Here is a 24,653-nt window from a genome sequence, read left to right on the forward strand (position 1 = left end):
ACCGAAGAGCGTCGCCGCCCTCAGGCCAGCGGCGCGACGCCACTGAGCAGGACCCGCAGCAACTCGGCCTGGCGCGTGACGCCGGTCTTGGCGAAGATGGCGCGCACCTGGCAGCGCGCGGTGTTACGGCTGATGCCGAGAGCCTGCGCGGCCTCGTCGACGGTGCGCCCGGCCATCAGCTCGAGCGCGAGGCTGGCTTCGGCATTGGTGAGGCCGTACAGGCGCTTGAGCTGCTCGTCGGAGGCCAGCAGGCGCACATCCGGGTCGCGGATGATGACCATCGCGGCCGGTCGGCTGGAGGGCTCGGACCACTCGGTCGGGGGCATCGCGCGTACGGCAACGCCAAGCTGCGGGCCGCCCGAAGGCCGGCTGATCGACATGCCATCGACGACGCCGGGCTCGTGACGCGCGCCAGCGACAACGGCCCGTTCGATCAGCCCGCGCAGCGCCCGCCCTTCTCCATTCAAGGCTGCCGACAGGCTGCCTGCGACCACGCTCAGGCCGTCGCGCCGGCCAAGGATCTCGGTCGCCGCCTGGTTGAGGCGGAGAATGCGCGCATTGCGGTCGAGCAGCACCACACCGACCGACAGGCGATCGAGCATGCCGACGTAGCAATGGCGCTCGACCTCGGCGATGTCGAGGCTCGCGCGCAGTTGGACCGCCGCATGCAGATGAGGCAGCAACAGGTTGCAGATCGCGCGCTCGCGCTCGCCGAAACGTTCGGCCCAGGGTGGCCGCGACACGCGCAGGCGGCAGCTCGGCTCGGCCTCCATGCCGATGTCGGCGCCCATGTGGTAGCGCAGGTTCAACGGCTCGTGAAAGCTGCGGTAGTACACGCCCGCCTGCCAGGCAGCCTCGTCGATGAGCTCATCGAGCATCACCATGCGGTCGCGCGGCAGGTTGACAAAGGGGTCGACCGCGGCAAGCTCGGCCTCGTAGGGCTGCACGATCGCAGGCCGCGCCTCCCCGGCGAACACCACCTGCAGGGATTGGCTCGCCCCATGCGAGCGCAGGATCAGGGTGACGTAGTTCGCACCCAGCAGCGTGCGCAGGCTCTCCAGCAGCTGCATCCACGGCACCGCGTCCTGCGTGCCGCCGTAGGCAAGCGCAACGAGACTGTCGTAGTCGTCGAAATCCAGCCCGCTGCGCCGGAACAGCGTGTTGCGATCACCCGGTTCGAGCGCCCGCAACGGCACTCGCAACCCGGATGTCCCGCGCACGGCCGGATCGCCTGCATTGCTCTTCATCGTTCTCCCTGTCGGCCCCTGGCACGGCCGCGACATGGGCGGCCGGCTCGTTTTCCGTTCGGGCACTGTGTCATGCCTGCTGCACCGCCTCATCACCAGAATGGATGATGTATCCAGGCCGGCGAGACGCAGCCCGGTCCTTAAGCAGTTTGCACGATGACGACAAAGGCGGCGCCCGAATAATGAGCTGATCGCAATCCTGTCCCCGAAGGAGCACACCTTGCCGCTCGACCCCCAGGCCCAGGCCATCGCAGACCAGTTCGCCCGCCTCCCTCGCCCCGATCTCGACACCCTGAACGCTGCCGCCTACCGCGCTGGTCTGGCCGCCTTTGCCGCGCTGGCGCCCGCCCTGGACGCCGGTATCCGCATCGACAACCTTGTGCTGGACGGCCCTGCGGGCCCCCTTGCAGCGCGTGCTTACCAACCCGGCAGCGCCGACCCCCGGCCACTGGTGGTCTACTTCCATGGCGGCGGCTTCGTCAGCTGCGGCCTCGATACCCATGACGCCCTGTGCAGCCGCCTCGCCCTGCTCGCCGACGCGATCGTGGTCTCCATCGACTACCGCCTGGCGCCCGAGCACCCTTACCCGGCCGCCGTCGACGATGCGGTGGCGGCCGTGCAGGCGATCCACCGCGCGGCCGCAACGCTCGGTGCAGACCCGGCGCGCATCGCGGTTGCCGGCGACAGCGCTGGCGCCACGCTCGCCACCGTCAGCGCACGGCTGACGCGGGACAGCGGGCTTCGCCTGGCGCACCAGTTGCTGATCTACCCGGTGACCGACAGCGCCTGCGACACTGCATCGCACCGCGAGCATGGCGACGCGCCGATCCTGGATAGCGGGCTGATGCGCTGGTTCTGGCGCCAGTACCTGCCCAACCCAGAGGCTGGGCTCGACCCGCGCGCGTCGCCCCTGCGCGCGCCTGAGCTCGCCGCGATGCCACCGGCCACCGTGATCACGGCCGGCATCGACCCGCTGCGCGACGAAGGCGAAGCCTACGCCCTGGCGCTGGTCGCCGCCGGCGTGCCCGTCACGCTGCGGCGCTGGCCCGGCCAGTTCCACGGCTTCGCCAGCCTGCTCGGCCAGCTCGACGCGGCCGATGAAGCCCTCGCCTTCGCCGCGGCGCAGCTGCGCGGCGCACTGGCGCGCTGAGTCGGTCCCGCCCCTCGCACATCCCCCTGAAAAGGAATCGCCATGGACACCTCAGCCTCGACCCTCGCTGCACCGGCGCCACGCCGCCTGCGCATCGCCATCATCGGCGCCGGCATGGCCGGCATCCTCGCCGCCATTCGTCTCAAGGAAGCCGGCACGCACGAACTCGTCGTCTTCGAAAAAGCCGACCGCATCGGCGGCACCTGGCGCGAGAACACCTACCCCGGCCTCACCTGCGACGTGCCCGCACACGCCTATACCTATTCCTTCGCCCCGAATCCGGACTGGAGCAGCTTCCTCGCCCCGGGGCCGGAGATCCAGCGCTACTTCGAGGACGTCGTCCGCCGCTACGCGATTGCACCGCTGATCCGCTTCGGTTGTGCCATCCGGTCCTGCCGCTTCGACGACACCCGACGCCTGTGGACGATCACCGACGACCAGGGCCGCGATGACGATTTCGACGTCGTGATCGCCGCCACCGGCGTGCTCCACCACCCGAGCATGCCTGCCCTGCCGGGCCTGGGCGAGTTTGCCGGAGCGTGCTTCCACTCCGCACGCTGGGATCACGGCGTCGCACTCGACGGCCGTCGCATCGCGGTCGTCGGCAGCGGCTCGACCGGCGTGCAGATCGTCTCCGCGCTGGCGGGCCGCGCCGCCCGGCTGTATCACATCCAGCGCACGCCGCAATGGATCATGCCGATGCCCAACGAACCCTACAGCGAGGCCCAGCGTGCCGCCTTCCGCGCCGACCCCGGCCTCATCGACGAGATCCGCTACGGCGAACACTACACCGGCCTGGTACGCCGTTTCACACGCGCCATCATCGACGCCGATGCGCCCGAGATGCACGAGATCGAGACCATCGTCCGCGACAACCTGGAGCGCAGCGTACGTGACCCGCAGCTACGCGAAGCCCTGCGCCCGAACTACCGCGCAGCGTGCAAGCGGCTGATCTACTCGTCGGACTACTACGACAAGATCCAGCAGCCGGACGTGGAGGCCGTCGTCGGCGCCATCGAATGCATCGAGCCCGAGGGGGTGCGGATGAAGGACGGCAGCCTCAAGGAGGCCGACGTCCTCGTGCTCGCCACCGGCTTCCAGGCCGACCGTTTCGTACGGCCGATCAAGGTCCGCGGGCGCGGAGCTGCGGATCTCGATGCCCAATGGACGCCCAGCCCCTCGGCCTACCTCGGCATCACCCTGCCCAGCTTCCCGAACTTCTTCATGCTCAACGGCCCCACCGGACCGGTCGGCAACTTTTCGCTGATCGACATCGCCGAGCGCCAATGGGCCTACATCGAACAGTTGCTCGCCCCGCTCGCGCGCGCCGAGTGCGCCCTCGTCGAACTGCGTGCGGACACCCTGCGCGCCTACGACGAACGCCGCATCACCGCAGCGCGGCGGACGATCTTCGGCTCCGGCTGCTCGAGCTGGTACCTCGACGCCACCGGCATACCCGCAAGCTGGCCATGGACTTACGAGGCATTCGCCGAGCAGACCGCCAAGCCGCAGGCCGGGGACTATCTTTTCACGGCCTGAGACCGCGCAGGATCAGATGCCGATCGACCCGAAAAAAAAGCCGCCAACCCTTTCGGGAGGCGGCCTGAAGAGAGGAGGAACCATGCTACGAGACGACAACTACAGGTACTGCGAACCACAAAGCTGAAACCACTTCCGGCGTGAATGCCGGGACATCACATGTACAGGATCACCAGGTCGTTGATGACCGACGGCCGCTCGCTGCCGACGACATGGGTGACGATCTCCATCGTCAGCTGCATGCCCTTGGGGAGTTTCTCGACCGACTTGACGCGAGTACGTGCATGAATGCGTGAACCTGCGGGCACCGGCGCCGGGAAGCGCAGGCGGTCGGAGCCGTAATTGACCATGTTGTTGAAACCGACGACCTCGTAGTCGAGCGGGATGCGCAGGCGCGACTGCAGCACCTGCACCAGCGCACCGTGGGCGATGGTGCCGCCGAAGGGGCTCTGCTTGCGCGCGCGCTCGGGATCGGTGTGGATCCAGTAGTCATCGCCCGACAGCTTGGCAAACTCATCGATCAAGGCCTGATCGACCACGATCTGGTTGCTCCAGGCCGAGTAGGCCTCGCTCACCAGCGACTTCATCGCCGCCTCGTCGTCGAAGCGCACCTGGCGCTTGTCGGCCACCTCGGCCGTGCTCGCCGCCGCCTCGGCGGCCGCAGCCAGCGCCGCGGGCGTGCTGTCGATGCGTTCGGCCATATCCTTATCCGCGGCGGTGAATCGCAGCAGGGCCGTGCCATTTGCGCTCACGGTGTCGAACACCGGCTTCACCCGCATGCCGACCTTGATCTCGGATTCATCCACGCCGATCAGGGTGGTATTGATGCGCACGCCCTCGTCGAGCTCGACCACCGCCATCTTCTGCGGCATCTCGTCGGCGAAGTCGGGCAGCGTCGGGACGCGGGTCAGCGTGTAGGTGTAGAGCGTGCCCGTACCCTTGACCTCCTTCCACGCCAGGTCCTGCGACCAGCACTTGTCGCAATGGCGGCGGGGGAAGAAGACCCAGTGACCGCAGGACTTGCATTGCGGGATCGTGAGGCGGCCTGCCTTGAGGCCGTTCCAGAACGGTGCCGAGATCTCGGTGGCCGTCGGCAGCGGTTTGTTGGTCGACATGCTCGTCATGCTCCCTGGAGAATCAGTGCGCCCTGCTCGCTCATCACGCCGCCAGTGCCGGAAACGAACACGGTGTCGCAGCGCTTGAGCTGGCGCTCGCCGGCACGGCCGGAAATCTGGTGGAAGGCCTCGATCACCTGCGACATGCCGCCGGCGGTACCGCTCTGACCGAAGCTGAGCTGGCCGCCGTGAGTGTTCATCGGGAAGTTGCCCTTGTAGGTCAGGTCATGCTCGCGCACCCAGCGCATGCCCTCGCCCTTGGGGGCGAAACCGGCATCTTCCAGCGTCAGCAGCACGGTGATGGTGTAGCAGTCGTAGATCTGCGCGGCGTGGATGTCGCTGCGCTGGATGCCCGCCATCGCAAAGGCGCGCTCGGCGGCGGGGCCGATCGGGGTGTCGGTCATCTCGGTCGCGTAGGTCGGCGACTTGAAATACAGGTGCTCGCCAAAGCCGGTGATGCAGGCGCCACGGTTCTTCGCGCGCGCTGCCACCTCCTTCGAGGCGACGATCACCGCCGCGCCGCCGGCCACCGGCATCACGATCTCGAGTACGCGCAGCGGCTCGGCCACCATCTTGCTGGCGAGCACGTCCTCGATGGACAGCGGCTTGCCGAAGAAGCTGGCGTCCGGGTTGGCGAGCGCGTTGGTGCGCTGGTCGACCGCGATCTTGGCCATCGCCACCGGGTCGTAACCGTACTTGGCCGCGTAGCGCTGGGCGATCATTGCGTAGCCGGTGTTCTGGCCCATGTGGCCATAGGGCAGGTCGAACTCCGCCTCGGGCGCGCCGAAGGCGGTGCTGTGGCCACCGAAGCGCATCGCCCGCGCCATCCAGCTCGGATCCTCGTCCGGCCCGAAGGGCGCCATGCGCGCGGGAATCACGCACAGCACGGCCTGGCACAGGCCCATCTCGACCGCCATCGCCGCGCGCCACACCGCTGCCACCGACGAGCAGCCGCCCAGATCGACGACTTCGGCGAAGTTGAGCGACAGGCCAAGGTACTCGGCCGCCATCGCCGGCACGAAGACCTGCGCTTCGTGGAACTGCGGGCCGTGGATGACCAGACCGTCGATGTCCGAGGCCTTGAGCCCCGCATCGGCAAGCGCCTGGCCGGCCAGGTCGGCCACCTGCTCGAGATGGAACATCCGCGGCGCGGTCGCGTACTTCTCCGGCCTGTACTGCGCGGCGCCGACGATTGCTGCGTTTCCTTTGAGACCCATGCTCCCTTACCTCGCGTATGCGGGCACTGTCCGGCCCTGTGTTGAGCGCAACGATGCCACAGCGCCCACAGGGGGCAATCGTTCAAATCGACTAGGCGGGGCGGAGGATCCCATCCGGACGGACGATTCGCGCGCCCCGCCAGCGCCCGATCATGCACGAGTCATCCGCATCCCGCGGCCGCATTCATCCCCAAGGAGTCCCCACATGCGTCGCTCTCCCTTGAAGACAATGCTCACCGTACTGGCGGCGGGCTGCGTCCTCGTCATCCAGGCCCCCATCGCTGCGGCAGCGGCAGCGCAGGCCGCGCCTGCCGGCAGCGAATGGCCCCGCCATGGGCTGGACAGCGCCGAGACCCGCTTCAGCCCACTGCGCGCGATCGACGCCGCGTCGGTCGCGCAGCTCGGCCTGGCCTGGCATTTCCGCTTCGACCGCCCGCGCGGCGTGGAAGCCACCCCCATCATGGTCGGCGGCACGCTGTATGTAAGCGGCCCGTGGGGCGTGGTGTACGCGATCGACGCCCGCAACGGCCGGCTGAGGTGGCAGCACGACCCGCAGGTACCGGCCGGCAAGGGCATCCACGCCTGCTGCGATGTAGTCAATCGCGGCGTGGCGGTGGAAGACGGCCGCGTCTTCGTCGCCACCATCGACGGCCGCCTGCAGGCCTTGGACAGCAGCGACGGGCGCCTGCTGTGGTCCACGCCGACCTTCGACCCCGAGCTGCCCTACACGATCACTGGCGCACCGCGTGTAGCGGACGGACTGGTGATGATCGGCAACGGTGGCGCCGAGTACGGCGTGCGCGGCTTCGTGTCGGCCTACGATGCCGCGACCGGCGCCCTGCGCTGGCGCTTCTACACCGTGCCCGGCAACCCGGCAGAGGGCCCGGACGGGGCGATCTCGGACCTTCCGCTGCAAGCACTTGCGCTGCCCACCTGGCAGGGAGAATGGTGGCGCTATGGCGGAGGCGGCACGGTCTGGGACGCGATGGCCTGGGACCCCGAGCTCGACCTGCTCTATTTCGGCGTCGGCAACGGCTCACCGCACGACCGCGACCTGCGCAGTCCGGGAGGCGGCGACAACCTGTTCCTGTCGTCGATCGTCGCGGTCCGCCGCGCGACCGGCGAGTACGTGTGGCACTACCAGACCACGCCCGGAGACAGCTGGGACTACACCGCCACCCAGCACATGATCCTCGCCGAACTGGAGATCGACGGAACGCCGCGCAAGGTCCTGATGCAGGCCCCCAAGAACGGCTTCTTCTACGTCCTCGACCGTGCGACCGGCGAGCTGCTGGCCGCGGACAAGTACGTGCCGGTGAACTGGGCCAGCCATATCGACCCGGCCAGCGGACGGCCGGTGGAGGCCGCAGGCGCGCGCTACCCTGCCGGCCAGCCCTTCATGGTCCAGCCCTCGCAGCTGGGTGGCCACAACTGGCAGCCGATGGCGTGGAACCCGCACACAGGCCTGGTCTATATCCCCGCCCAGGAAAACGTCGGCTTCATGATGAAGGAGCCCGACTTCAGGCTCGAACCCGGACGCTGGAACACCGGCGTGCCGAACCCGCCCGTGCCGCCCGACGCCGCCATCATCGACCAGGCCAGGCAGTCGATGAGCGGCCACCTGCTGGCCTGGGACCCGGTACGACGCAGTGCCGCATGGCGCACACCGCATGCAGGGCCATGGAACGGCGGCGTACTCGCCACCGCCGGCGGGCTGGTGTTCCAGGGCGTGGGCGGAGAGGGGCTGGCAGCTTTCGATGCACGCACGGGCGAGCGCCTGTGGCAGTCGGACACCTGGCTCGACATCCTGGGCGGCCCGATCAGCTACGAGCTCGACGGCGAGCAGTACATCGCAGCCGCGGCCGGCTTTGGCAGCTCGATCCACCTCAGCTCGAGCGTGCTACTGCCCCGCCGCGGTGGCAACGCCGCAGGTGGCGTGTTCGTATGGAAGCTGGGCGGGACAGCACCCATGCCGGAGGCGGAAAGCCTGCCCATGCGTGCAGCGCCGCCGGACACCGGCAGCGCTGCCGCAGTGCGCCGTGGCGGCGAGCTGTACGCCCGCTACTGCATGCAGTGCCATGGCGCCGGCGCAGTCGCCGGCGGCGGCATACCCGACCTTCGCCACTCCCCCTACCTGGCCGAGGCCTCGCTGTTCCGCCGCCCCCTTGTCGACGGCCTGCTGGCCGCGCGCGGCATGCCCAGCTTCACCGATACGCTCGCAGCCGACGACGCCGACGCGATCCGCGCCTACGTCGTCCGCATGGCCCATATCACCCGAACTACCGACTGAGGGCCACCCCACCATGGAAAATGCCCTGCTTTCGCATATCGAAAGCAGGGCATCCTTGTCTTTGCCCGGCAGCAGCAAGCGCGCCGGCGATCAGTGCATTGCGAGCATCATGAAGAAACGATCGGTGGAACCGTTGACCGCCGCATTCGCGTTCTGGCACTGCTCCGCAGCACCGGCACAGGCCGGCATCTGCACGAGGGAGTCAAGCGCCCGGGCATGCCCCCGATCCAGCATCGCAGCAAACGCTGCAAGAAACCCCATGACGCAGCCACACAGCAGGGCCTTGGTGATCATGTCCTTCTCCTTCGCGATCCACACTCAGGCGCTCATGCCACACGCCGCCTGCAGGAACCGGGTACGACGCCGCTTTGCCGCGACTACCGTCCAGATGTCTCCTCCTGCACGGTGCTGAGATTGTCGCAAGCCGGCAAGGCAAACATCGTCCAAATGGACTAGGTCCAGAAAAATGGCGCCCGAAGGCGCCATGGCGGTCTCGACCCCGTTGCGGGCGTTCAGGCGAAGGGCGGCAAACCGGCGCGCTGGAGTGCTTCTTCCGAATAGGGCTGGTAGGTACCGGCCCGCTCGTCGCGCACGAACAGGGGGTCGTCGAACGCACTCGGGTCATAGCCCTGGCGCTGCAGATCGACCTTGCGCAGCTTGTAGGTGGTGGTGAGATCGGCCGCGCTCGACACGCGCACGAACTGCGGCGCCGCGTAGCGGGGCAGACGAGCCTCGGTGAGCGCGAAGAAGGCCTCGGGGTCGAACACCCTGCCCGGCTGCATCACGATCGCCGCCATGCCGGCACGACCCTCGTGCCCGGGCACCTTGACGCCGTAGATGTTCACCAGCTCCATGCCCGGATAGTCGGACAGCGCATCCGCCACCTCGGCGGTGGACACGTTCTCGCTCTTCCAGCGATAGGTGTCGCCAATGCGGTCGACGAAGTAGAAGTAGCCTTCGTCGTCATAGCGCAGCAGGTCGCCCGAGCTCCAGAACGCGTCGCCGTCGGCAAACACGTTGCGCAGGATCTTCTTCTCGGTCGCCTCCTGCGAGGTATAGCCCTCGAAGCGACCGCCACCGATCTCCGGGTGGTTGACGATGAAGCCGATGCCCTCGCCGACCTCGCCCGGCTTGCACAGGATGTAGCGGCCGTTGTCGTCGCGCGGATGCGACTCGGTCTCGACGTCGTAGCGCACCAGGCGGAAGTTGGTCTTGTTCCAGTCTGGCACCCGGCCGCAGGAGCCGATGTAGTTATCGACGTTGATGAGCGCCGTGTTGGCCTCGGTCGAACCCCAGCCCTCGAAGACCTGGATGGGGCCGAAGCGCTCGAGCCAGCGCGTCCAGGTCTCGGGCGTGAGCCCCGCACCCAACATGCAGCGCAGGCTGTGGTTGCGATCGTCCGCCTGCGGCGGCGCATTGAGCAGGTAGCGGCAGATCTCGCCGATGTACTGGAATATGGTGATGCGGTTCGCGCGCACGTCCTTCCAGAACTCGCGGGTGCTGAACTTGCGCCGCACCACGATGCTGCCGCCGGCCTTGAGCGCGGTCGAGGTCACCGAGGTGGCCGCGGCGCCGTGGTAGAGCGGCAGGCAGCAGTAGAAGACATCGTCGGGCGTGACGTCCAGCGTGACCTCCATGACGTCGCCGGACGACATCCAGCGCATGTGGCTGTAGCGCGCAGCCTTGGGCAGGCCGGTGGTGCCGGAGGTGAAGATCAGCAGCATCGAGGATTCGGCACGCACCTCGGCACGGCCCGCGCGCGGGAAGGTGCTGCGCGCCGCCGCGGCCACCTCTGCGGTGATGTCGGCTGCGGCAATGGCGCGCCGCGCCGCGCTGGCGGGCTTCTCTGCATCGGCCACGACATACAGCGGCTGAGCGGGGCGGTCGGCGGTGAGGACGAAGTTCTCCAGGCACTCCTCGCCCACGATCACTGCGCGCGCCTGGGTGGTCTCGAGCGCATGCACGAGCGGACGGCCATTCACCTGGGTGTTGATGACCGCGGTGACGACGCCCAACTTGGCCAGGCCGAACCAGTAGAAGAAGAACTCGGGCCGGTTCTCCATCGCCAGCGCGCACACGTCGCCACAACGCAGGCCGCGCGCATGCATGGCATGGGCGACCTGATCGGCGCGGGCATCGACCTCGGCATAGCTGTAGCGTTGGTCGCCGTAGATCAGGAAGACGTGGTCGCCTAGACGGCGTGCCTGCTCTTCGACGCGGTCGGCGATCGTGTACGTGTCGCCCGGCTTGATCAGGTTCGCAGCACGCGAACGCTGGTCGAGCTTGGCCTGGGTTTGCTCGCGCGGCACCACCTTGCTGGTGGCCGCCTGCGGGTTCAGGACAGCAGCGGAATCGGACATGCGCCCATCTCCATTTCGTGTTGTCGAGCTTGGCTCGCTTGCAGGTCGGTCACGCCAGTGTCAGCGCACACGGATCCGCGGATCCGGCGCACCGCGGCGCAGGGTTTTGAGGAAGCATTCGAGCGGCGCCGGCTCGGCCACCTCGGGCAGCTGAGCCTTGTCCGGGCGCGCAGCCCAGAACGCATTCCAGGACGGGAACAGGTCGTGAAAGGTGCCCTGGTAGGGCTCGCGCCCCGGCCAGCGCATCTTGCGGTCGCCGATGGGCGGCTTGTTGAGATCGGTGGCGTACCAGTAGCAGGGCAGGCGGCGGCGGAAATACCAGCGCCCATCGATTCTCTCGTAATCATCCCAGTACAACATCTGCATGATGACCCACTCCGGGCCGGTCTCATGCTCGTTCTTCGAGTACACCACGCCGATGGCATGGTCCGGATCGGTGAATTCGATGATGTGCTGGCCGAGATGGTGCGATGTACCGCTGAACTGGTCGCGCAGGGTGTCATCCACCCAGGCCTTGAGGTGGGCCCGGCCCACCTTCTCGCGACCGACGCGGATGTCGGGCGCAAAGAGGTTCACATGCGCATCGAGGTCGCGCATGTCGAGCGACAGCGAGTACTTTCCGGCAAGCTGGCGGATGGCCTCGATCGATTCCAGGCGGTCGATGCGGGCGAGCAGGTCGGCGGAGGCTGCGGCGTTGGTCATGGCACCGCCGCTCAGATGAAGGCCATGCCGCCATTGACGGCAATGTTCTGGCCGGTGATGAAACCGGCATCGTCGCTGGCAAGGAAGCCGGCGACGCGGGCGATCTCCTCCGGCTCGCACATGCGGCCGAGCGGGATGGCCTTGATCATGGCCTGCATCCATTCGTCGGGAATCCCGGCCATCATCGGCGTGTTGGTCGGCCCGGGGACGATGGTATTGACACGGATGCCGCTGGGCGCGAGTTCGCGCGCGATGCTGCGCGTCAGCCCCATGACGCCCGCCTTGGAGGCGCAGTAGTGGCTCGGCCCCTCGCCCGACATCGCGGCGGTGCTCGATACGTTGATGATCGCGCCCTTGGCGCCGCACTTCTGCATCAGGCGGGCGCCCTCGCGGCAGCACAGGAAGCTGCCGGTGAGGTTGACGCCGATCACCCGCATCCAGTTGTCGTCGGGGGTATCGAGGAAGGCGTCGACCGAACCGATGCCGGCGCTGTTGATCACCACGTCGACACGGCCGAAGCGCTCATCGACGGCCGCGAAGGCGGCCTTGACGGAGGCTGGGTCGGACACGTTGCAGGCCAGCGCGAGGCCGCGTTCGCCAAGCGCCGCAACCGCCTCGGCCGCAGCGTCTGCGTTGATGTCGGCAGCCACCACGCTCGCACCTGCTGTTGCGAAATGGGACACGATGGCGCGCCCCATGCCCTGGGCAGCGCCCGTCACGAATACCACCTTGCCTGCAAAGCTCATCGATCGTCTCCACGTATGCGTTCTGGCCAACCCACACCCTGGCCAGGCGTGGGACGCTATGGCGATCAGTGTTCTCCCGACGCACCCCATCGACATCGTCCAATGAGACTACCCACGCCGACAGCGCATACGGTGAAACGCCTGCCTGCAACCGTCGTCTGAATGGACGATGCCACGCTTGCCAGCGCAGCCGAGGATAGGCATGCACAAAGAGAAGAGCCGCCCGCCCGGCTGACAAACACTAGGAGACATGGCCGTGAGCACGAGCCCCGCTGCCCCGCACCGCGTGACCTGGCATAGCCACTATGCCCTTTTCATGCTCGCGGTGATTTACATCTTCAATTACATCGACCGCCTGGTGATCTCGATCCTGATCGAGCCGATCAAGCTCGAGTTCGGCATCTCGGACACCCAGATCGGCCTGCTGTCGGGCGTCGCGTTCGCGATCTTCTACACCTTATTCGGCTTCCCCTTCGGGCGCCTCGCAGACCGCATCGGGCGCAAGCCGGTGATCGCACTCGCCTGCATCGCCTGGAGCGCGATGACCATGCTGTGCGGCATCGCCACCAGCTTTGCGATGCTGCTGCTGTTCCGTATCGGCGTGGCCGTAGGCGAGGCCGGCGGCACGGCGCCATCGGTGGCGATGGTGTCCGAGCTCTACCCGCCCGAACAGCGCTCCCGCGCCCTCTCGGTGTTCCTCATGGGCCCCAGCCTCGGTGCAGTGTTCGGCCTGGGCCTGGGCGGCTGGATCGCCGAAACCTACGGCTGGCGCACCGCCTTCCTGGTCATCGGCGCACCGGGCGTGCTCATCGGCCTGATCTTCCTGCTCACCGTGCGCAGCCCGCGCATCGTCGCACCCGCGAGGAGCGCAGCCGGCGCGCAGGACGAGAACTGGCGCAGCACCCTGCGCGCGTTGTTCGAGACCCCCGCCTTCATGCTCGTGGTGGCCGCCGGCACGCTCGCCGCCGTCATGGGCTACGCCATCGGGACGTGGAACCCGAGCTTCCTGATCCGCTCGCACGGCCTGACCATGCAGCAGGCCGGCCTGCTCGTCGGCATCGGCGGCGGCGTCGCCTCCACCATCGCCACGCTGATGTGCGGCGCCATCACCGACCGCATGGTCGCCAAGGACCCGGGCTGGCAGTTGATCATTCCCATCATTGCCTGCGTGATCACCGTCCCCCTCGGGCTGGCCTTCTACCTCTGGCCGGCGGGCGTTGCCTTCCACATCGGCTCGCTCCCCGTCCCCGAGGCCTACCTGTTCTACCTGGGCTTCTGCTTCACGGCGATCTGGTGGTCGGTGCCCTGCTTCGGCGCGATCAGCCACCTCTTCCCGCCGCACCGCCTGGCACAGGCCACGGCCATCTTCGTCATGGCGATGACGCTGCTGGGCGTCGGCCTGGGTCCGATCATCGTCGGCGGCCTGAGCGACCTGATGAACCCCAGCCTCGGCCAGGAGGCGCTGCGCTACGCACTGGCGGCGTCGGTACTGCTGTACCTGCTCACCGCGGCCTGCCTGCTCGCCGCCCTGCCGCGCTATCGCCGCAAACTCCAGGCCACCACACCGCCGCCGGCCAACGCCGCAGTCGCGCGCGCCTGACCCTCAACAAGACAACCCAGCCCCCGGAGACCCGCGAATGACCTCATCATCCGATCTGCCCATCCCCCTCGACCAGTTCGCCGAGCTCGACAGCGGACTGCGCCTGCACTATCTCGATGTCGGCCAGGGGCCGGTGGTGGTGTGGCTGCACGGCAGCGGCCCGGGTGCGAGCGGCTACAGCAACTTCAAGGGCAACTACCCGGCCTTTGCCGAGGCCGGCTTCCGCAACATCGTGCTCGACCTGCCCGGCTTCGGGCGCTCGGACAAGCCCGCGGACGTGCAGTACAACCTGGCGTTCTTCGTCACCTGCCTGAACGCTTTCCTGGGCAAGATCGGCGTGGAGAAATGCACCCTGCTCGGCAACTCGCTGGGCGGCGCGATCGCGCTCGGCCAGGCACTGGCCCACCCGGACACGGTCGAGCGCCTGATCCTGATGGCGCCAGGTGGCGTCGAGGAGCGCGAGACCTACTTCAAGATGGAAGGCATCGTGCGCATGGTGGAAACCTTTGCCAAGGGCCCGATGGGCCCGGTCGAGATGCGCCATGTGATGAGCCTGCAGGTGTTCGACCCCAGCCTGCTCGACGACAGCATCATCAACGAGCGCGCGGCCATCGCCCCGTCGCAGCCGGCCAACCTGTTCTCGACCATGATGGTCCCGAACATGACCACGCGCCTGCACGAGATCAAGGCGCCGATCTTCGGCTTCTGGGGCACGGACGACAAGTTCAACCCGCACACCGGCGCGCTGAAGGTGATCGAGAACGCACCCAACGCGCGCATGATCCTGCTCAACCAGTGCGGCCACTGGGTGCAGGTTGAGCACCGTGAGCTGTTCAACCGCAGCTGCATCGATTTCCTGACCAAGGGGTAAGCCACGCCATGGGAGCCTTCGACAACCTGCTGCAGCCCGGCCGCATCGGCAACATGGAAGTGCGCAACCGCATCGTAATGGCACCGATGGGTTCGAACTTCGCCGAGGCGGACGGCACCTGCGGCGAACGCATCCAGGCCTATTACGAAGCGCGCGCCGCGGGCGGCGCCGGCCTGCTGACCATGGGCGTGGTCTCCATCGCCTACCCGCACGGCACTGCCGAGCCCTACCAGGTGGGCCTCTCGGACGACAAGTTCATCCCCGGGCTCAAGGGCATCGTCGACCGCGTGCACAAGCACGGCGCGAAGATCGCCGCCCAGCTGCAGCACGCCGGCAAGACCTCGGTACGCGACCTCGCCGAGGGCCGCGAGCTGTGGGTGCCGTCGATGCCGCCGGCGGTCAAGACCGACATGTTCGCCGCGCTGACGCAGGAAGAGCTCGGCGCCTTCATCAGCTCGTCGAAGGGCCGCGAGAAGGCCGGCGTGAAGATCCGCGTGATGGACAAGGCCGACATCGCGCAGATGATCGAATGGTTCGCCGCTGCCGCCGAACGCGCCCAGCGCGCCGGCTTCGACGGCGTCGAACTGCACGCCGCCCACAACTACATCATTGCCGGTTTCCTGTCGGGCTACTACAACAGGCGCGACGACGAATACGGCGGCTCGATCGAGAACCGTGGCCGCTTCCTGCGCGAAGTGATCGCCGGCGTGCGCGCTCGCGTCGGTGCCGACTACCCGGTGTGGCTGCGCCTGGACGCCTATGAGCTGCGCACCGAGGGCGGCATCACGCTGGAAGAAGCGAAGGTCTTCGCGCGCATGGCCGAACAGGCCGGCTGCGACGCGGTGAGCGTGTCGGCCTACGCCAACACCAGCACCGGCGTGGCCTTCACCGAGGCGCCGCTGGTGCAGCAGAAGGCCGGCTTCCTGCTGTGGGCAGCCGAGATCAAGGAGGCGGTGAAGGTCCCGGTGATCGCCGTCGGCCGCCTCGAGCCCGAGGTCGCCGACAACGCCATCGCCGCCGGCCAGTGCGACTTCGTCGCCATGGCGCGCAAGATGCTCGCCGACCCGGAACTGCCCAAGAAGCTGATCGAGGGCCGCCCCGAGGACATCCGCCCCTGCATCTACTGCTACGCCTGTGTCAGCCAGATCTTCGTCAACCAGCGCGTCAAATGCGCGGTCAACCCGATGACCGGCCACGAGGCCGAGATCCGCCTGGTGCCGGCCGTCAAACCGGGCCACGTGCTTGTCGTCGGCGGCGGCCCGGCCGGCATGGAGGCGGCGCGTGCCGCTGCGCTGCGCGGTCACAAGGTCACCCTGGTAGAGCGCAGCGGCCGGCTGGGCGGCACGCTGTTCTTCGCCGCACTGGCCTACGCCGAGAACGGCGCCCTGCTCGACTACCTGACGACGCAGATGAAGAAGCTCGACATCGACGTGCGCCTCAACACCGTCGCCACCCCCGAGCTCATCCGCCAGCTCGGCGCCACCGCAGTCATCGTCGCCACCGGCGCCGAGCGCAATGCGCCGCCGATCCCGGGGGCCGACATGGACCACGTGTGGTCGGGCGACGAACTGCGCCGCCTGATGACCGATGACCGCGCCGAGGAGATCGCCAAGCGCAAGCTCTCGCTCGCGCAGCGCGCACTGATGAAGGCTGGCAGCCTGGTCGGCGTCACCGACAGCACCGACGCCATCCAGAACCTGTCGCGGGTGTGGATGCCGCTTGGCAAGAAGGTCGCCATCATCGGCGGCGGCCTGGTCGGCGTCGAACTGGCCGAGTTCCTGGTCGATCGCGGCCGCGAGGTCGTGGTGCTGGAAGAAGGCCCCAGCCTGGGCCGCGAGCTGTCGATCGTGCGCCGCTGGCGGGTGCTGGACACCCTGCGCCAGCATGGCGTGGCGCTGCACACCAAGGTGAAGGTCGACGCGATCGACAAGAAGGCGCTGCGCTACACCGACGCCGAGGGGCAGCAACACACCCTGGCGGCCGATTCGGTCGTGCTCGCCGTCGGCGCCCGCCCGGACGACAGTCTGGCACGTGCGCTCGAAGCGGCCGGCGTGCCGGTCAGCGCGGTCGGCGACGGCGCGCAGATCGGCTACATCGAGGGTGCCGTCAAGTCCGGCATGCTCGCCGGGCTGTCGGCCTGAGCCTCACCATCGTCCCTGGGCCGGGCGCGCGGTGCACATGCCGCCGCCCGGTTTTTTTCGTTTCCGCCCACCCCACGCAGGGGCGACGCCCCCACGGGAGCACACGATGAGCACCGCCGCCACCGCAATCTGCAACCTCCTCTACCGCTACGCCGAAGCCATCGACGAAGGCCGCCTCGAGGACGCCGCCGCCCTCTTCCGCCACGCCCGCATCGAGACCGGCGCTGCCGGCCCGCTCGACGCCGACGGCCTGCTCGCCCTGTGGCGCAAGATCCTCGTCATCCACCCCTGCGGCACCCCCCGCACCCGCCACCTCGTCACCAACCCCATCCTCGACATCGACGAAGCGGCCGGCACCGCACAGGCCCGCTCCTGCTTCACCGTGATGCAGGCCACCGACGCCTTGCCGCTGCAGATCATCGCCAGCGGCCGCTACCACGACCGCTTCGCCCGTATCGACGGCGAGTGGTGTTTCGTCGAGCGCGACTACCGCCAGCTGGACTTCACCGGCGACCTCAGCCAGCACCTGCGCATCGCGATCAAGCCTCGGCCGCAGCCCTGAACGCCCAAGCGGCGGCGCACTTCCAATAGACTGTGCGCCCCGACACCTCCGCTGCGCAGACCGATGAAGATCGACAAGCTCCCGCCCGGCGCCCGCTTCCACTGGAAAGGCCGCAACTACACCAAGGTCGGCCCGATGACCGCCGCAGCGGACGGCGGCGGGGTGGACTTCATCCCCAAGCACGCAACGCTCCAGCCCATCCCAGGCGAAGCATGGGCCACCGAGGCAGAAGAGGAACCCACCCCCGCGCTGGATTCCGTAAAGGTCAGGGCCGCGTTCGAGACCTATCACCGCGCAGCGCTGCGGCTTGTGGACGACGCCGGACGGCTGGAACTGGAAAGCGCGCGCGTGCGCTTCCTGGCCGAGATCGGATGAGGCGCTTGCGATGCATGGGTGACGCGCAAGGCAGCGGCGATCTGTCGCGCTAGGCGCTAATCTGCTCGGAGACCTCTATGAGATTTCCATCCGGGTCGCGCAGATACACGGAAAGTATGGGCCCGATCGCCCCAGTACGCCTGACGGGGCCTTCGATGATGGGCCTACAGCCTCGCACACTGCGCGGCCCCGGGTCCATGCAATCCATCATCCTCATTCACCCTTATCAACCGAGGACCGTTCTCTCATGACCGATCTGTTCACCCCGCTCCAGGCCGGCGACCTCCTCCTGCCGAACCGCATCCTGATGGCGCCGCTGACACGCTGCCGCGCCGAGGACGGCCACGTACCCGGCGAGCTGATGGCCACCCACTACGCCCAGCGCGCCAGCGCCGGCCTGCTGATCGCCGAGGCGACGATGGCGATGGAAGGCAACTCCGCTTTCTGGCGCGAGCCCGGCATCCACTCCGAAGCCCAGGTCGCGGGCTGGAAGAAGGTCACCGACGCGGTGCATGCCGCCGGCGGACGCATCGTGCTGCAGATCTGGCATGGCGGCCGCGCCTGCCACCCGCTGCTCAACAACGGCCGCCAGCCAGTGGCGCCCAGCGCGCTCGCGATCACCGGCGACGAAGTCCATACGCCCGAGGGCAAGCAGCCCTACGTGGTGCCGCGTGAGCTGTGCGACGACGAGTTGCCGGCCATCGTCGCCGGCTTCGCACGTGCCGCCGAGAACGCGCGCGCCGCCGGTTTCGACGGCGTCGAGGTGCACGGCGCCAACGGCTACCTGCTCGACGAATTCCTGCGCGACGGCAGCAACAAGCGCAGCGGCCCCTACGGCGGCCCGCGCGAACACCGCGCCCGCCTGCTGTTCGAGGTCATCGAGGCGGTGTGCACGGTGTGGGGCAGCGGTCGCGTTGGTGTGCGCCTGTCTCCGCTCAACAGCTACAACGACATGGTCGACAGCGACCCGCTCGGCCTCATCGAGTGGCTCGCCGGCTGCCTCAACGACTACCGCCTCGCCTACCTGCACCTGATGCGCGGCGACTTCTTCGGCAAGCAGCACGGCGACGTGATGACGCCGGCGCGGGCGATGTTCCGCGGCGTGCTGATCGGCAACATGGGCTACAGCGCCGACGAAGCCGAGGCCGCGATCGCCGCCGGCAAGCTCGACGCAGTCGCCTTCGGCACCGCCTTCCTCGCCAACCCCGACCTGCCCGAGCGCATCCGTCGCAAGGCCGCGCTCAACACACCCGACCCCGCGACCTTCTACACCCCGGGACCGCAGGGCTACACCGACTATCCGACCCTGGCTGCGGGCGCGTAAGGCCCCGCCACACGGCGCCGGCACGCAGTCCTCAGCGTGCCGGCCTCCGCACTCGTCCCCTGCATTGGCCCGTCACCAGGCGGCGGAACACCCCGAAGCGCCATCGGTGTCCCCGTGTATCAACCCGTTCCGGGAGCGGGCGGCCACACGGGTGACCGTACTTCGTGTGCCCGTAATCTGCGCGATATCGTTCAGTGAGCCGAGTGAACCTGCTTAACGTCTAGCTTTTTTAACTCCGTGAAGGGCCCGAACCTGCGGTTAGCACATTAGCGCAACGACGCGCCCCAAACCGGCCGCTTCGTGCTCGCCGACGCAGTCGATGAGTTCGAAGTCCCGGAGTGCTGCGGCCGTGCCAGTCACGGAGTGGCCTATCAGCGCGATAAGCTGCGGTCTGCCTACCGACCGATGAAGCTTCGTCGCCGCATCGATCTCGAACTGCACCCACCGGCTCTCCATGGCGCCCGGCGAGAGGGCGACGATGAAGACATCGCACATACCGATGCTGCGCCGCAACTGATCAGCAACGGCCCGATCGCCGATGAGGGAATCGCGACCGAACCAACTGGCGAAGGGCATGAGCCAGTGCGGGATGTTGGCATGCTGAAGGACCCTGGCGACACGTCCTGCGAGTGCATCGTCTGACGAGGCATAGCTGACAAAACATGTTCGCTTGGTCGCAAGGTGGGGCATGAGCCCGAGGCGCTCGTCGTCGTCGGACCATTGCAGGCATTCCAGAAACTGTGCCGCGTCAAGCTGCGCAGCGAAGAAGCTCACGTGCCTGAGACGCGTCATGTACCAGATGGCACCCCGCAGGTCCGCATGGGAAAAACAGCACTGATACAGAGCCGCCTTAGAAAAGTTGGCGTTGATGCAAACCGCACTCGTCAGGTCGACTCCATCCAGCGCTGCATTGTCCAAATACGCATCGCTAAGGTCGGCGTGGGCAAGGTTCACATTGCTCAGTGTTCTGCCGCTTAGGAACGCATGGCGGCGTGAAGCGTGCTCGAAGTAGCGCTCTCCTCTCGCGTAGCGGGCCAGAAGTTCCTGGTGTCCAACAGGCGGTATGTAGCCTTGAGGCTTGCGATACTTGAACAGGGTCATCGGCGACCTCCTGGGCTGACTTCGCCTTAGTTGCGCTCGAAATTCCACGCATTCAACGTTGGAGGTAAGGAGCGCGTATCCGGGCTTCCGGTGGAGGGAGCAAACTAAGCCTCATACGACAGCAAGACCATTTCCGCTGCCTCCTGCCGAAGCGGGATGAGTGACTGATACGCAGCCGACGAAAACCAACTATTCAAAGCGGTGACGGTTGGAAAACGGATGACGACGATATCTGGATGTGGGTTATCGCCAGCAAGGGCAGCCAATTGTTTGCCACGAAAGACAAGTTCGCCTCCCCAAGGAGTTAATGTCCCAGGGACTTTGCTTCGATATTCCGCCCACATTTCGTGGTTCTTCACCGTGATGTGACCAACGACGTATGCGCCATTCATTCTCAAGAGTTCCAAAGGTGATTAAGAGTAGAGACACCCAACGAATAGGGTTTATCCCTCGCGCCGCAAGCGCCGTTCAGTGTGCGGGCGCCTGCCGCGAGGGATAAGCCTTGTCGAACTGAGCCGATCTGGCGGTAATGCTGCCGATTCTACGCTCGGGCCGGCAGCGCCCGGCCTTACGCTCAGTGGCGGCGCGAGCGTGCCGGTTTTTTCAACTGATCAATAGCCATGATACTCAGGAGCGCGAGCATCGGTCAGCCCAATACTTGAGCTGCTCGAACGAGTGAATCCGCTCGAAGCCGACAGGTTCCTCCTTGGCTTCTTCAGCATCCACCTTGCGCTTGAAGACGGGAATCTCCGGTGTGCAGCGGGCCGCAAGGTCACGAATGCAGTATTCATCTTCCTCGGAGATTCTCGGCCCCAGGAACACCCTGGTTATCGCGCTTCGTTCGAATGGAACAATCCGCGCTTCTGTAGCCTGCTCACTATCTGCCAAGAGGAGTAGCCTCCACTCTCCCTCGTCGCGCCAGTGCCAGTGCTTGATGCAGCACAGGGCACCACAAAGCCACTGGTCGAGAGTGAGCGAATCAGTGAGGAATTCCGATGGACACAACTCCAAGCGCTTCTCGAAATACAACACTGGCATGAGATAGGAGGCAAATCCGGCCCTGTCCGTTGATGTCGAGAACTCTATAACCGCGCCTGTGTGATTAGCTCCGTACGTTCCCCACATCCTTTGATTGTTTCGATACTGCGAGAAACAGGTTACGCCCGAGTGCCGCATGACACTAGAAAGCATTGCGTTAAGCTGCTGAATGAAATACGCGTAAGTCTCTGTCGCCTGACTCTCCAGATCGCCGCTCTTTATTGCCTCGACCGCCTCCTGCACGGAATCGAACCAGCGCTCGTGAACCAGTTGCTTTGCAAGCACGCGGTACTTGCTCTCGGGCACCTCGGTGTAGAGCGAACGGACACGAAACTCGTACAGGTCATTCAACTGCGAAACAGGGGCAAAGTAGAACGCGAGATCACGCATGATCTGCGCGACTCGAGGTGCAGATTGGTACTTGTAGATATAGTCAGGCTTCTCCATAGCGCGCCCTGCACCTCCCGTATGAGTCCGACGTCATGTCATGGATTCAACATAGACGAGCACCATGGACTCGCAAGTGGATTGCGGGCTGGGGTGGCACCACGACCTCAGCCCGCAGAGCATCGGCCCCGCCAGCATGTCGTCCGATCGGACGATGCTCCCCGACCATCAACTCTCGTAGCGTGGTTGGCACCGCATGCGCCCGCAGCGCCGGGCGTTGCGCCTACCCCATGGAGACAGTTAGATGGTCATCGACAACACAACAACAATTGGCGTCATCGGCGGCACCGGCAAGCTGGGCGCCGCGCTTGCGCGCCGCTGGGCAAAGGCGGGGCTGCGCGTCGAGATCGGCTCGCGTGACGCCGGCAAGGCGCGCGAAGCGGCGGCTGCGCTGGCTGCGGAGACCGGCGCCGCGGTCGGCTCGGGGCTCAATGCAGACGTCGCCGCCCGCGCCGACCTGATCGTGGTCAGCGTGCCCTTTGCATCGCAGGTGGCCACGCTGGAGGAGATCCGCGCCGCGGCGGCCGGCAAGCTGGTGGTGGATACCACGGTGCCGCTGATGCCGCCCAAGGTGATGCGCGTACAGCTGCCGCCCGAGGGCTGCGCCGCACTGCGCGCCCAGCACACGCTGGGCGAAGCCGCCCGCGTGGTCTCCGCCTTCCACAACGTGGCCGCGCACAAGCTGGCGACCGATGAGGACATCGCCTGCGACGTGCTCGTGTTCGGCGACGACAAGGCCGACCGCGCCCAGGTGGTCGCGCTGGCCGATGCCGCCGGCCTGCGCGGGCTGCACGGCGGCGCCCTGGCCAACTCCGCAGCGGCCGAGGCGATGACCTCGGTGCTGATCTTTCTCAACAAGACCTATCGTGTCGACGGCGCCGGCCTGTGCATCAGCGGCGAGCTCGACATGAACACCGACGCCTGAGGAGCCGGCCATGGGACGCCGGCTGTGTTTCGAAGCGCTTGCCGGCATCCCCGAGGTCCGGCCCGGCGACGCGCTGGCACCGATGATCGTGGCGGCGCTGGCGGCGACTGGCAGTGCGCTGGGCCACGACAGCATCGTCGTGGTGGCGCAGAAGATCGTGTCGAAGTCGGAAGGCCGCTTCGCCTGGCTCGATGAGATCGTCCCTTCTACCAAGGCGCAGGAGCTCGCCGACATCACGGGCAAGGATGCACGCCTGGTCGAGCTCACGCTGTCCGAGTCCACCCGCGTGCTGCGCGCGGTACCGGGGGTACTTATCGTGCGTCACCGCCTGGGTTACGTGATGGCCAACGCCGGCATCGACATGTCCAACGTGCCGGACGAGGTGGGCCGCGAACGCGCCCTGCTGCTGCCGCTCGACCCCGACGCCTCGGCCGCCGCGCTGCGCGAGGCCTTGCGCCTGGCCACCGGGCAGGCGGTGGGCGTGATCGTCAGCGACAGCTTCGGCCGCCCGTGGCGCAACGGCGTGGTTAACGTGGCGCTCGGCTCGGCCGGGATCCCCGCGCTGATCGACCGCCGCGGCGACACCGACCGCCACGGTCGCACCCTGCAGATCACCCAGACCGCCTTTGCCGACGCGGTGGCCGCCGGCGCCGCGGTGGTGATGGGCGAAGGCGACGAAGGCATGCCGGTGGTGGTCGCCAGCGGCTTCATGCCGGCCGCGCCCGAGACGGATTGCCGGGCGCTGGTGCGCCCGATCGACACGGACCTGTTCCAATGAGCGCAGCCAGCATCCTCGCCCTGAGCGGCGGCGTCGGTGGCGCCAAGCTCGCCGACGGCCTGCTGCACGCGGCCGGCCGCGGCCGGCTCACCGTCGTGGTCAATACCGGCGACGACTTCACCCACCTGGGCCTGCACGTCTCGCCCGACATCGACACCGCGCTATACACCCTGGCCGACCTCGCCAACCCCGAGACCGGTTGGGGCCGGCGCGACGAGACCTGGACCTTCATGGACGCGCTGGCCCGCCTGGGCGGCGAGACCTGGTTCCGCCTCGGCGACGGCGATCTCGCCACCCACGTCGAGCGCACCCGCCGGCTGGCGGCCGGCGAGCCGCTGTCGGCCATCGTTGCCGACTTCGCGCGCCGCCTCGGCATCGACGCCGACATCGTGCCGATGTCCGACCAGGCGCTGCGCACCCGCGTGCAGACGGATGAAGGCACGTTCGACTTCCAGGACTATTTCGTGCGCCAGCAATGCCGCCCGGTGACGCGTGCGGTCGAATTCGTGTTCGCACCCGACACGCGGCCCTGCGCCACGCTGGAACGCGCGCTCGCCGACGAGGCACTGGGCGCCATCGTGATCTGCCCTTCCAACCCCTACCTGAGCATCGCTCCCATTCTGGCCGTGCCCGGCCTGCGTGCGCTGCTGCGTGCACGCGGCGTGCCGATCGTTGCGGTTTCGCCCTTGGTCGGCGGCGCTGCGGTGAAGGGGCCGACGGCGAAGATCATGACCGAGCTGGGCGTTCCGGTAAGCGCAGACGAAATCGTCCGCCACTACGGCGACCTGCTCGACGGCTTCGTGCTGGATGCGCGCGATGCCCACCTGCGCGAGCGCATGGCGCTGCCGGTCCATGTCACCGACACACTGATGCTGAGCCCGGCCGACCGCGTCCGCGTTGCACGAGAGACGCTGGCCTTCGCGGCCGCGCTGCACCACAAGCCCTGAGCGAATCGCGTTCCATCCCATCGACGCAATCGCTCGCCCGAAAAACCGAGCTTTTTCAGCTTTAGCCTTATTGCATTACAAAGAAGCCAACAAAACATTGTTTTGATTGCGCTTTTTGCTTCTCCCTGACAGGCCGCCAGCACGCCAAAGCGAGTAGCCGTCGTCGTATCTGAGGTGT

General features: G+C 67.2%; 22 protein-coding genes. 12 read left to right on the forward strand and 10 right to left on the reverse strand.

From position 1 onward, the window contains the following. Window positions 1–20 precede the first annotated feature (20 nt). The gene (locus C662_RS03880) at window positions 21–1,247 is read right to left on the reverse strand and encodes a helix-turn-helix transcriptional regulator (RefSeq protein WP_002925195.1); all 1,227 of its coding nucleotides are present in this window, start codon (window positions 1,245–1,247) and stop codon (window positions 21–23) included. A gap of 220 nt (window positions 1,248–1,467) precedes the next feature. Here C662_RS03880 and C662_RS03885 point away from each other — a divergent pair, with 220 nt between their 5' ends. Next, window positions 1,468–2,397, forward strand: coding sequence for an alpha/beta hydrolase (locus tag C662_RS03885; protein ID WP_002925196.1), 930 nt, complete (start codon window positions 1,468–1,470; stop codon window positions 2,395–2,397). 42 nt (window positions 2,398–2,439) lie between these two features. Next, entirely contained in the window at window positions 2,440–3,936 is a 1,497-nt protein-coding gene (locus C662_RS03890) for a flavin-containing monooxygenase (protein ID WP_002925197.1), read from the forward strand. A 155-nt stretch (window positions 3,937–4,091) separates the two neighbouring features. Here C662_RS03890 and C662_RS03895 read toward each other — a convergent pair whose 3' ends face one another. Together C662_RS03895 and C662_RS03900 are read right to left on the reverse strand one after the other, a co-directional pair. Then, window positions 4,092–5,051 (reverse strand): bifunctional OB-fold nucleic acid binding domain-containing protein/MaoC family dehydratase, encoded by a 960-nt coding sequence (locus tag C662_RS03895; RefSeq protein WP_002925198.1) that lies wholly within the window; start codon window positions 5,049–5,051, stop codon window positions 4,092–4,094. Window positions 5,052–5,056: 5 nt separating this feature from the next. Next, entirely contained in the window at window positions 5,057–6,268 is a 1,212-nt protein-coding gene (locus C662_RS03900; RefSeq protein ID WP_002925199.1) for a thiolase family protein, read from the reverse strand. 205 nt (window positions 6,269–6,473) lie between these two features. Here C662_RS03900 and C662_RS03905 point away from each other — a divergent pair, with 205 nt between their 5' ends. After that, a complete protein-coding gene (locus tag C662_RS03905; protein WP_002925202.1) occupies window positions 6,474–8,558 on the forward strand; it encodes a PQQ-dependent dehydrogenase, methanol/ethanol family in 2,085 nt (694 codons plus the stop codon). A 90-nt stretch (window positions 8,559–8,648) separates the two neighbouring features. Here C662_RS03905 and C662_RS03910 read toward each other — a convergent pair whose 3' ends face one another. The 4 genes from C662_RS03910 to C662_RS03925 all read right to left on the reverse strand — a co-directional run bounded on the left by C662_RS03910 (window position 8,649) and on the right by C662_RS03925 (window position 12,366). Beyond that, window positions 8,649–8,852, reverse strand: a complete 204-nt coding sequence (locus C662_RS03910; RefSeq protein WP_232431604.1) for a hypothetical protein — start codon at window positions 8,850–8,852, stop codon at window positions 8,649–8,651. A gap of 218 nt (window positions 8,853–9,070) precedes the next feature. Then, window positions 9,071–10,918, reverse strand: coding sequence for a long-chain-acyl-CoA synthetase (locus tag C662_RS03915; protein ID WP_002925207.1), 1,848 nt, complete (start codon window positions 10,916–10,918; stop codon window positions 9,071–9,073). A gap of 60 nt (window positions 10,919–10,978) precedes the next feature. Then, complete coding sequence (locus tag C662_RS03920) at window positions 10,979–11,620, reverse strand: nuclear transport factor 2 family protein (RefSeq protein WP_002925210.1); 642 nt, start codon at window positions 11,618–11,620, stop codon at window positions 10,979–10,981. Window positions 11,621–11,631: 11 nt separating this feature from the next. Further along, the gene (locus C662_RS03925; RefSeq protein ID WP_002925211.1) at window positions 11,632–12,366 is read right to left on the reverse strand and encodes an SDR family NAD(P)-dependent oxidoreductase; all 735 of its coding nucleotides are present in this window, start codon (window positions 12,364–12,366) and stop codon (window positions 11,632–11,634) included. Window positions 12,367–12,616: 250 nt separating this feature from the next. On the opposite strand from C662_RS03925, the gene C662_RS03930 reads away from it, so the two are divergent. The 6 genes from C662_RS03930 (at window position 12,617) to C662_RS03960 (ending at window position 19,239) form a co-directional block, all read left to right on the forward strand. Next, window positions 12,617–13,966, forward strand: a complete 1,350-nt coding sequence (locus C662_RS03930; RefSeq protein ID WP_002925214.1) for a spinster family MFS transporter — start codon at window positions 12,617–12,619, stop codon at window positions 13,964–13,966. A gap of 37 nt (window positions 13,967–14,003) precedes the next feature. Further along, window positions 14,004–14,837: an alpha/beta fold hydrolase gene (locus tag C662_RS03935; protein WP_002925216.1), complete on the forward strand. Its 834-nt coding sequence runs from the start codon at window positions 14,004–14,006 to the stop codon at window positions 14,835–14,837. Between the two features lie 8 nt (window positions 14,838–14,845). Next, complete coding sequence (locus tag C662_RS03940; RefSeq protein WP_002925219.1) at window positions 14,846–16,978, forward strand: oxidoreductase; 2,133 nt, start codon at window positions 14,846–14,848, stop codon at window positions 16,976–16,978. Between the two features lie 106 nt (window positions 16,979–17,084). Then, the gene (locus tag C662_RS03945; protein ID WP_002925220.1) at window positions 17,085–17,540 is read left to right on the forward strand and encodes a nuclear transport factor 2 family protein; all 456 of its coding nucleotides are present in this window, start codon (window positions 17,085–17,087) and stop codon (window positions 17,538–17,540) included. Window positions 17,541–17,603: 63 nt separating this feature from the next. Continuing rightward, window positions 17,604–17,915 carry a hypothetical protein gene (locus C662_RS03950; protein ID WP_002925223.1) on the forward strand — a complete coding sequence of 104 codons (312 nt, stop codon included), beginning with the start codon at window positions 17,604–17,606 and terminating at the stop codon, window positions 17,913–17,915. Between the two features lie 247 nt (window positions 17,916–18,162). After that, window positions 18,163–19,239: an alkene reductase gene (locus C662_RS03960; protein ID WP_002925227.1), complete on the forward strand. Its 1,077-nt coding sequence runs from the start codon at window positions 18,163–18,165 to the stop codon at window positions 19,237–19,239. A gap of 258 nt (window positions 19,240–19,497) precedes the next feature. Here C662_RS03960 and C662_RS03965 read toward each other — a convergent pair whose 3' ends face one another. The 3 genes from C662_RS03965 to C662_RS03970 form a co-directional block, all read right to left on the reverse strand. Next, window positions 19,498–20,340 (reverse strand): toll/interleukin-1 receptor domain-containing protein, encoded by an 843-nt coding sequence (locus C662_RS03965; RefSeq protein ID WP_002925229.1) that lies wholly within the window; start codon window positions 20,338–20,340, stop codon window positions 19,498–19,500. Window positions 20,341–20,444: 104 nt separating this feature from the next. Next, entirely contained in the window at window positions 20,445–20,732 is a 288-nt protein-coding gene (locus C662_RS19970) for a DUF1330 domain-containing protein (protein ID WP_002925232.1), read from the reverse strand. Between the two features lie 235 nt (window positions 20,733–20,967). Then, on the reverse strand, window positions 20,968–21,825 hold the full coding sequence (locus C662_RS03970; RefSeq protein WP_002925233.1) for a DUF2971 domain-containing protein: 858 nt from the start codon (window positions 21,823–21,825) through the stop codon (window positions 20,968–20,970). A gap of 244 nt (window positions 21,826–22,069) precedes the next feature. On the opposite strand from C662_RS03970, the gene npdG reads away from it, so the two are divergent. From npdG to cofD, 3 genes are read left to right on the forward strand one after another with little or no spacing between them, the layout of a single operon-like run. After that, window positions 22,070–22,750, forward strand: a complete 681-nt coding sequence (gene npdG / locus C662_RS03975; protein WP_002925234.1) for an NADPH-dependent F420 reductase — start codon at window positions 22,070–22,072, stop codon at window positions 22,748–22,750. Between the two features lie 10 nt (window positions 22,751–22,760). Then, on the forward strand, window positions 22,761–23,528 hold the full coding sequence (gene cofE / locus C662_RS03980) for a coenzyme F420-0:L-glutamate ligase (protein WP_002925235.1): 768 nt from the start codon (window positions 22,761–22,763) through the stop codon (window positions 23,526–23,528). Then, entirely contained in the window at window positions 23,525–24,475 is a 951-nt protein-coding gene (gene cofD, locus C662_RS03985) for a 2-phospho-L-lactate transferase (RefSeq protein ID WP_002925236.1), read from the forward strand. The genes cofE and cofD overlap by 4 nt, the downstream gene beginning before the upstream one ends. Window positions 24,476–24,653 lie beyond the last annotated feature (178 nt).

Source organism: Thauera sp. 28, from assembly GCF_000310145.2.
In the GTDB taxonomy this organism is placed as follows: Bacteria; Pseudomonadota; Gammaproteobacteria; order Burkholderiales; family Rhodocyclaceae; genus Thauera; species Thauera mechernichensis.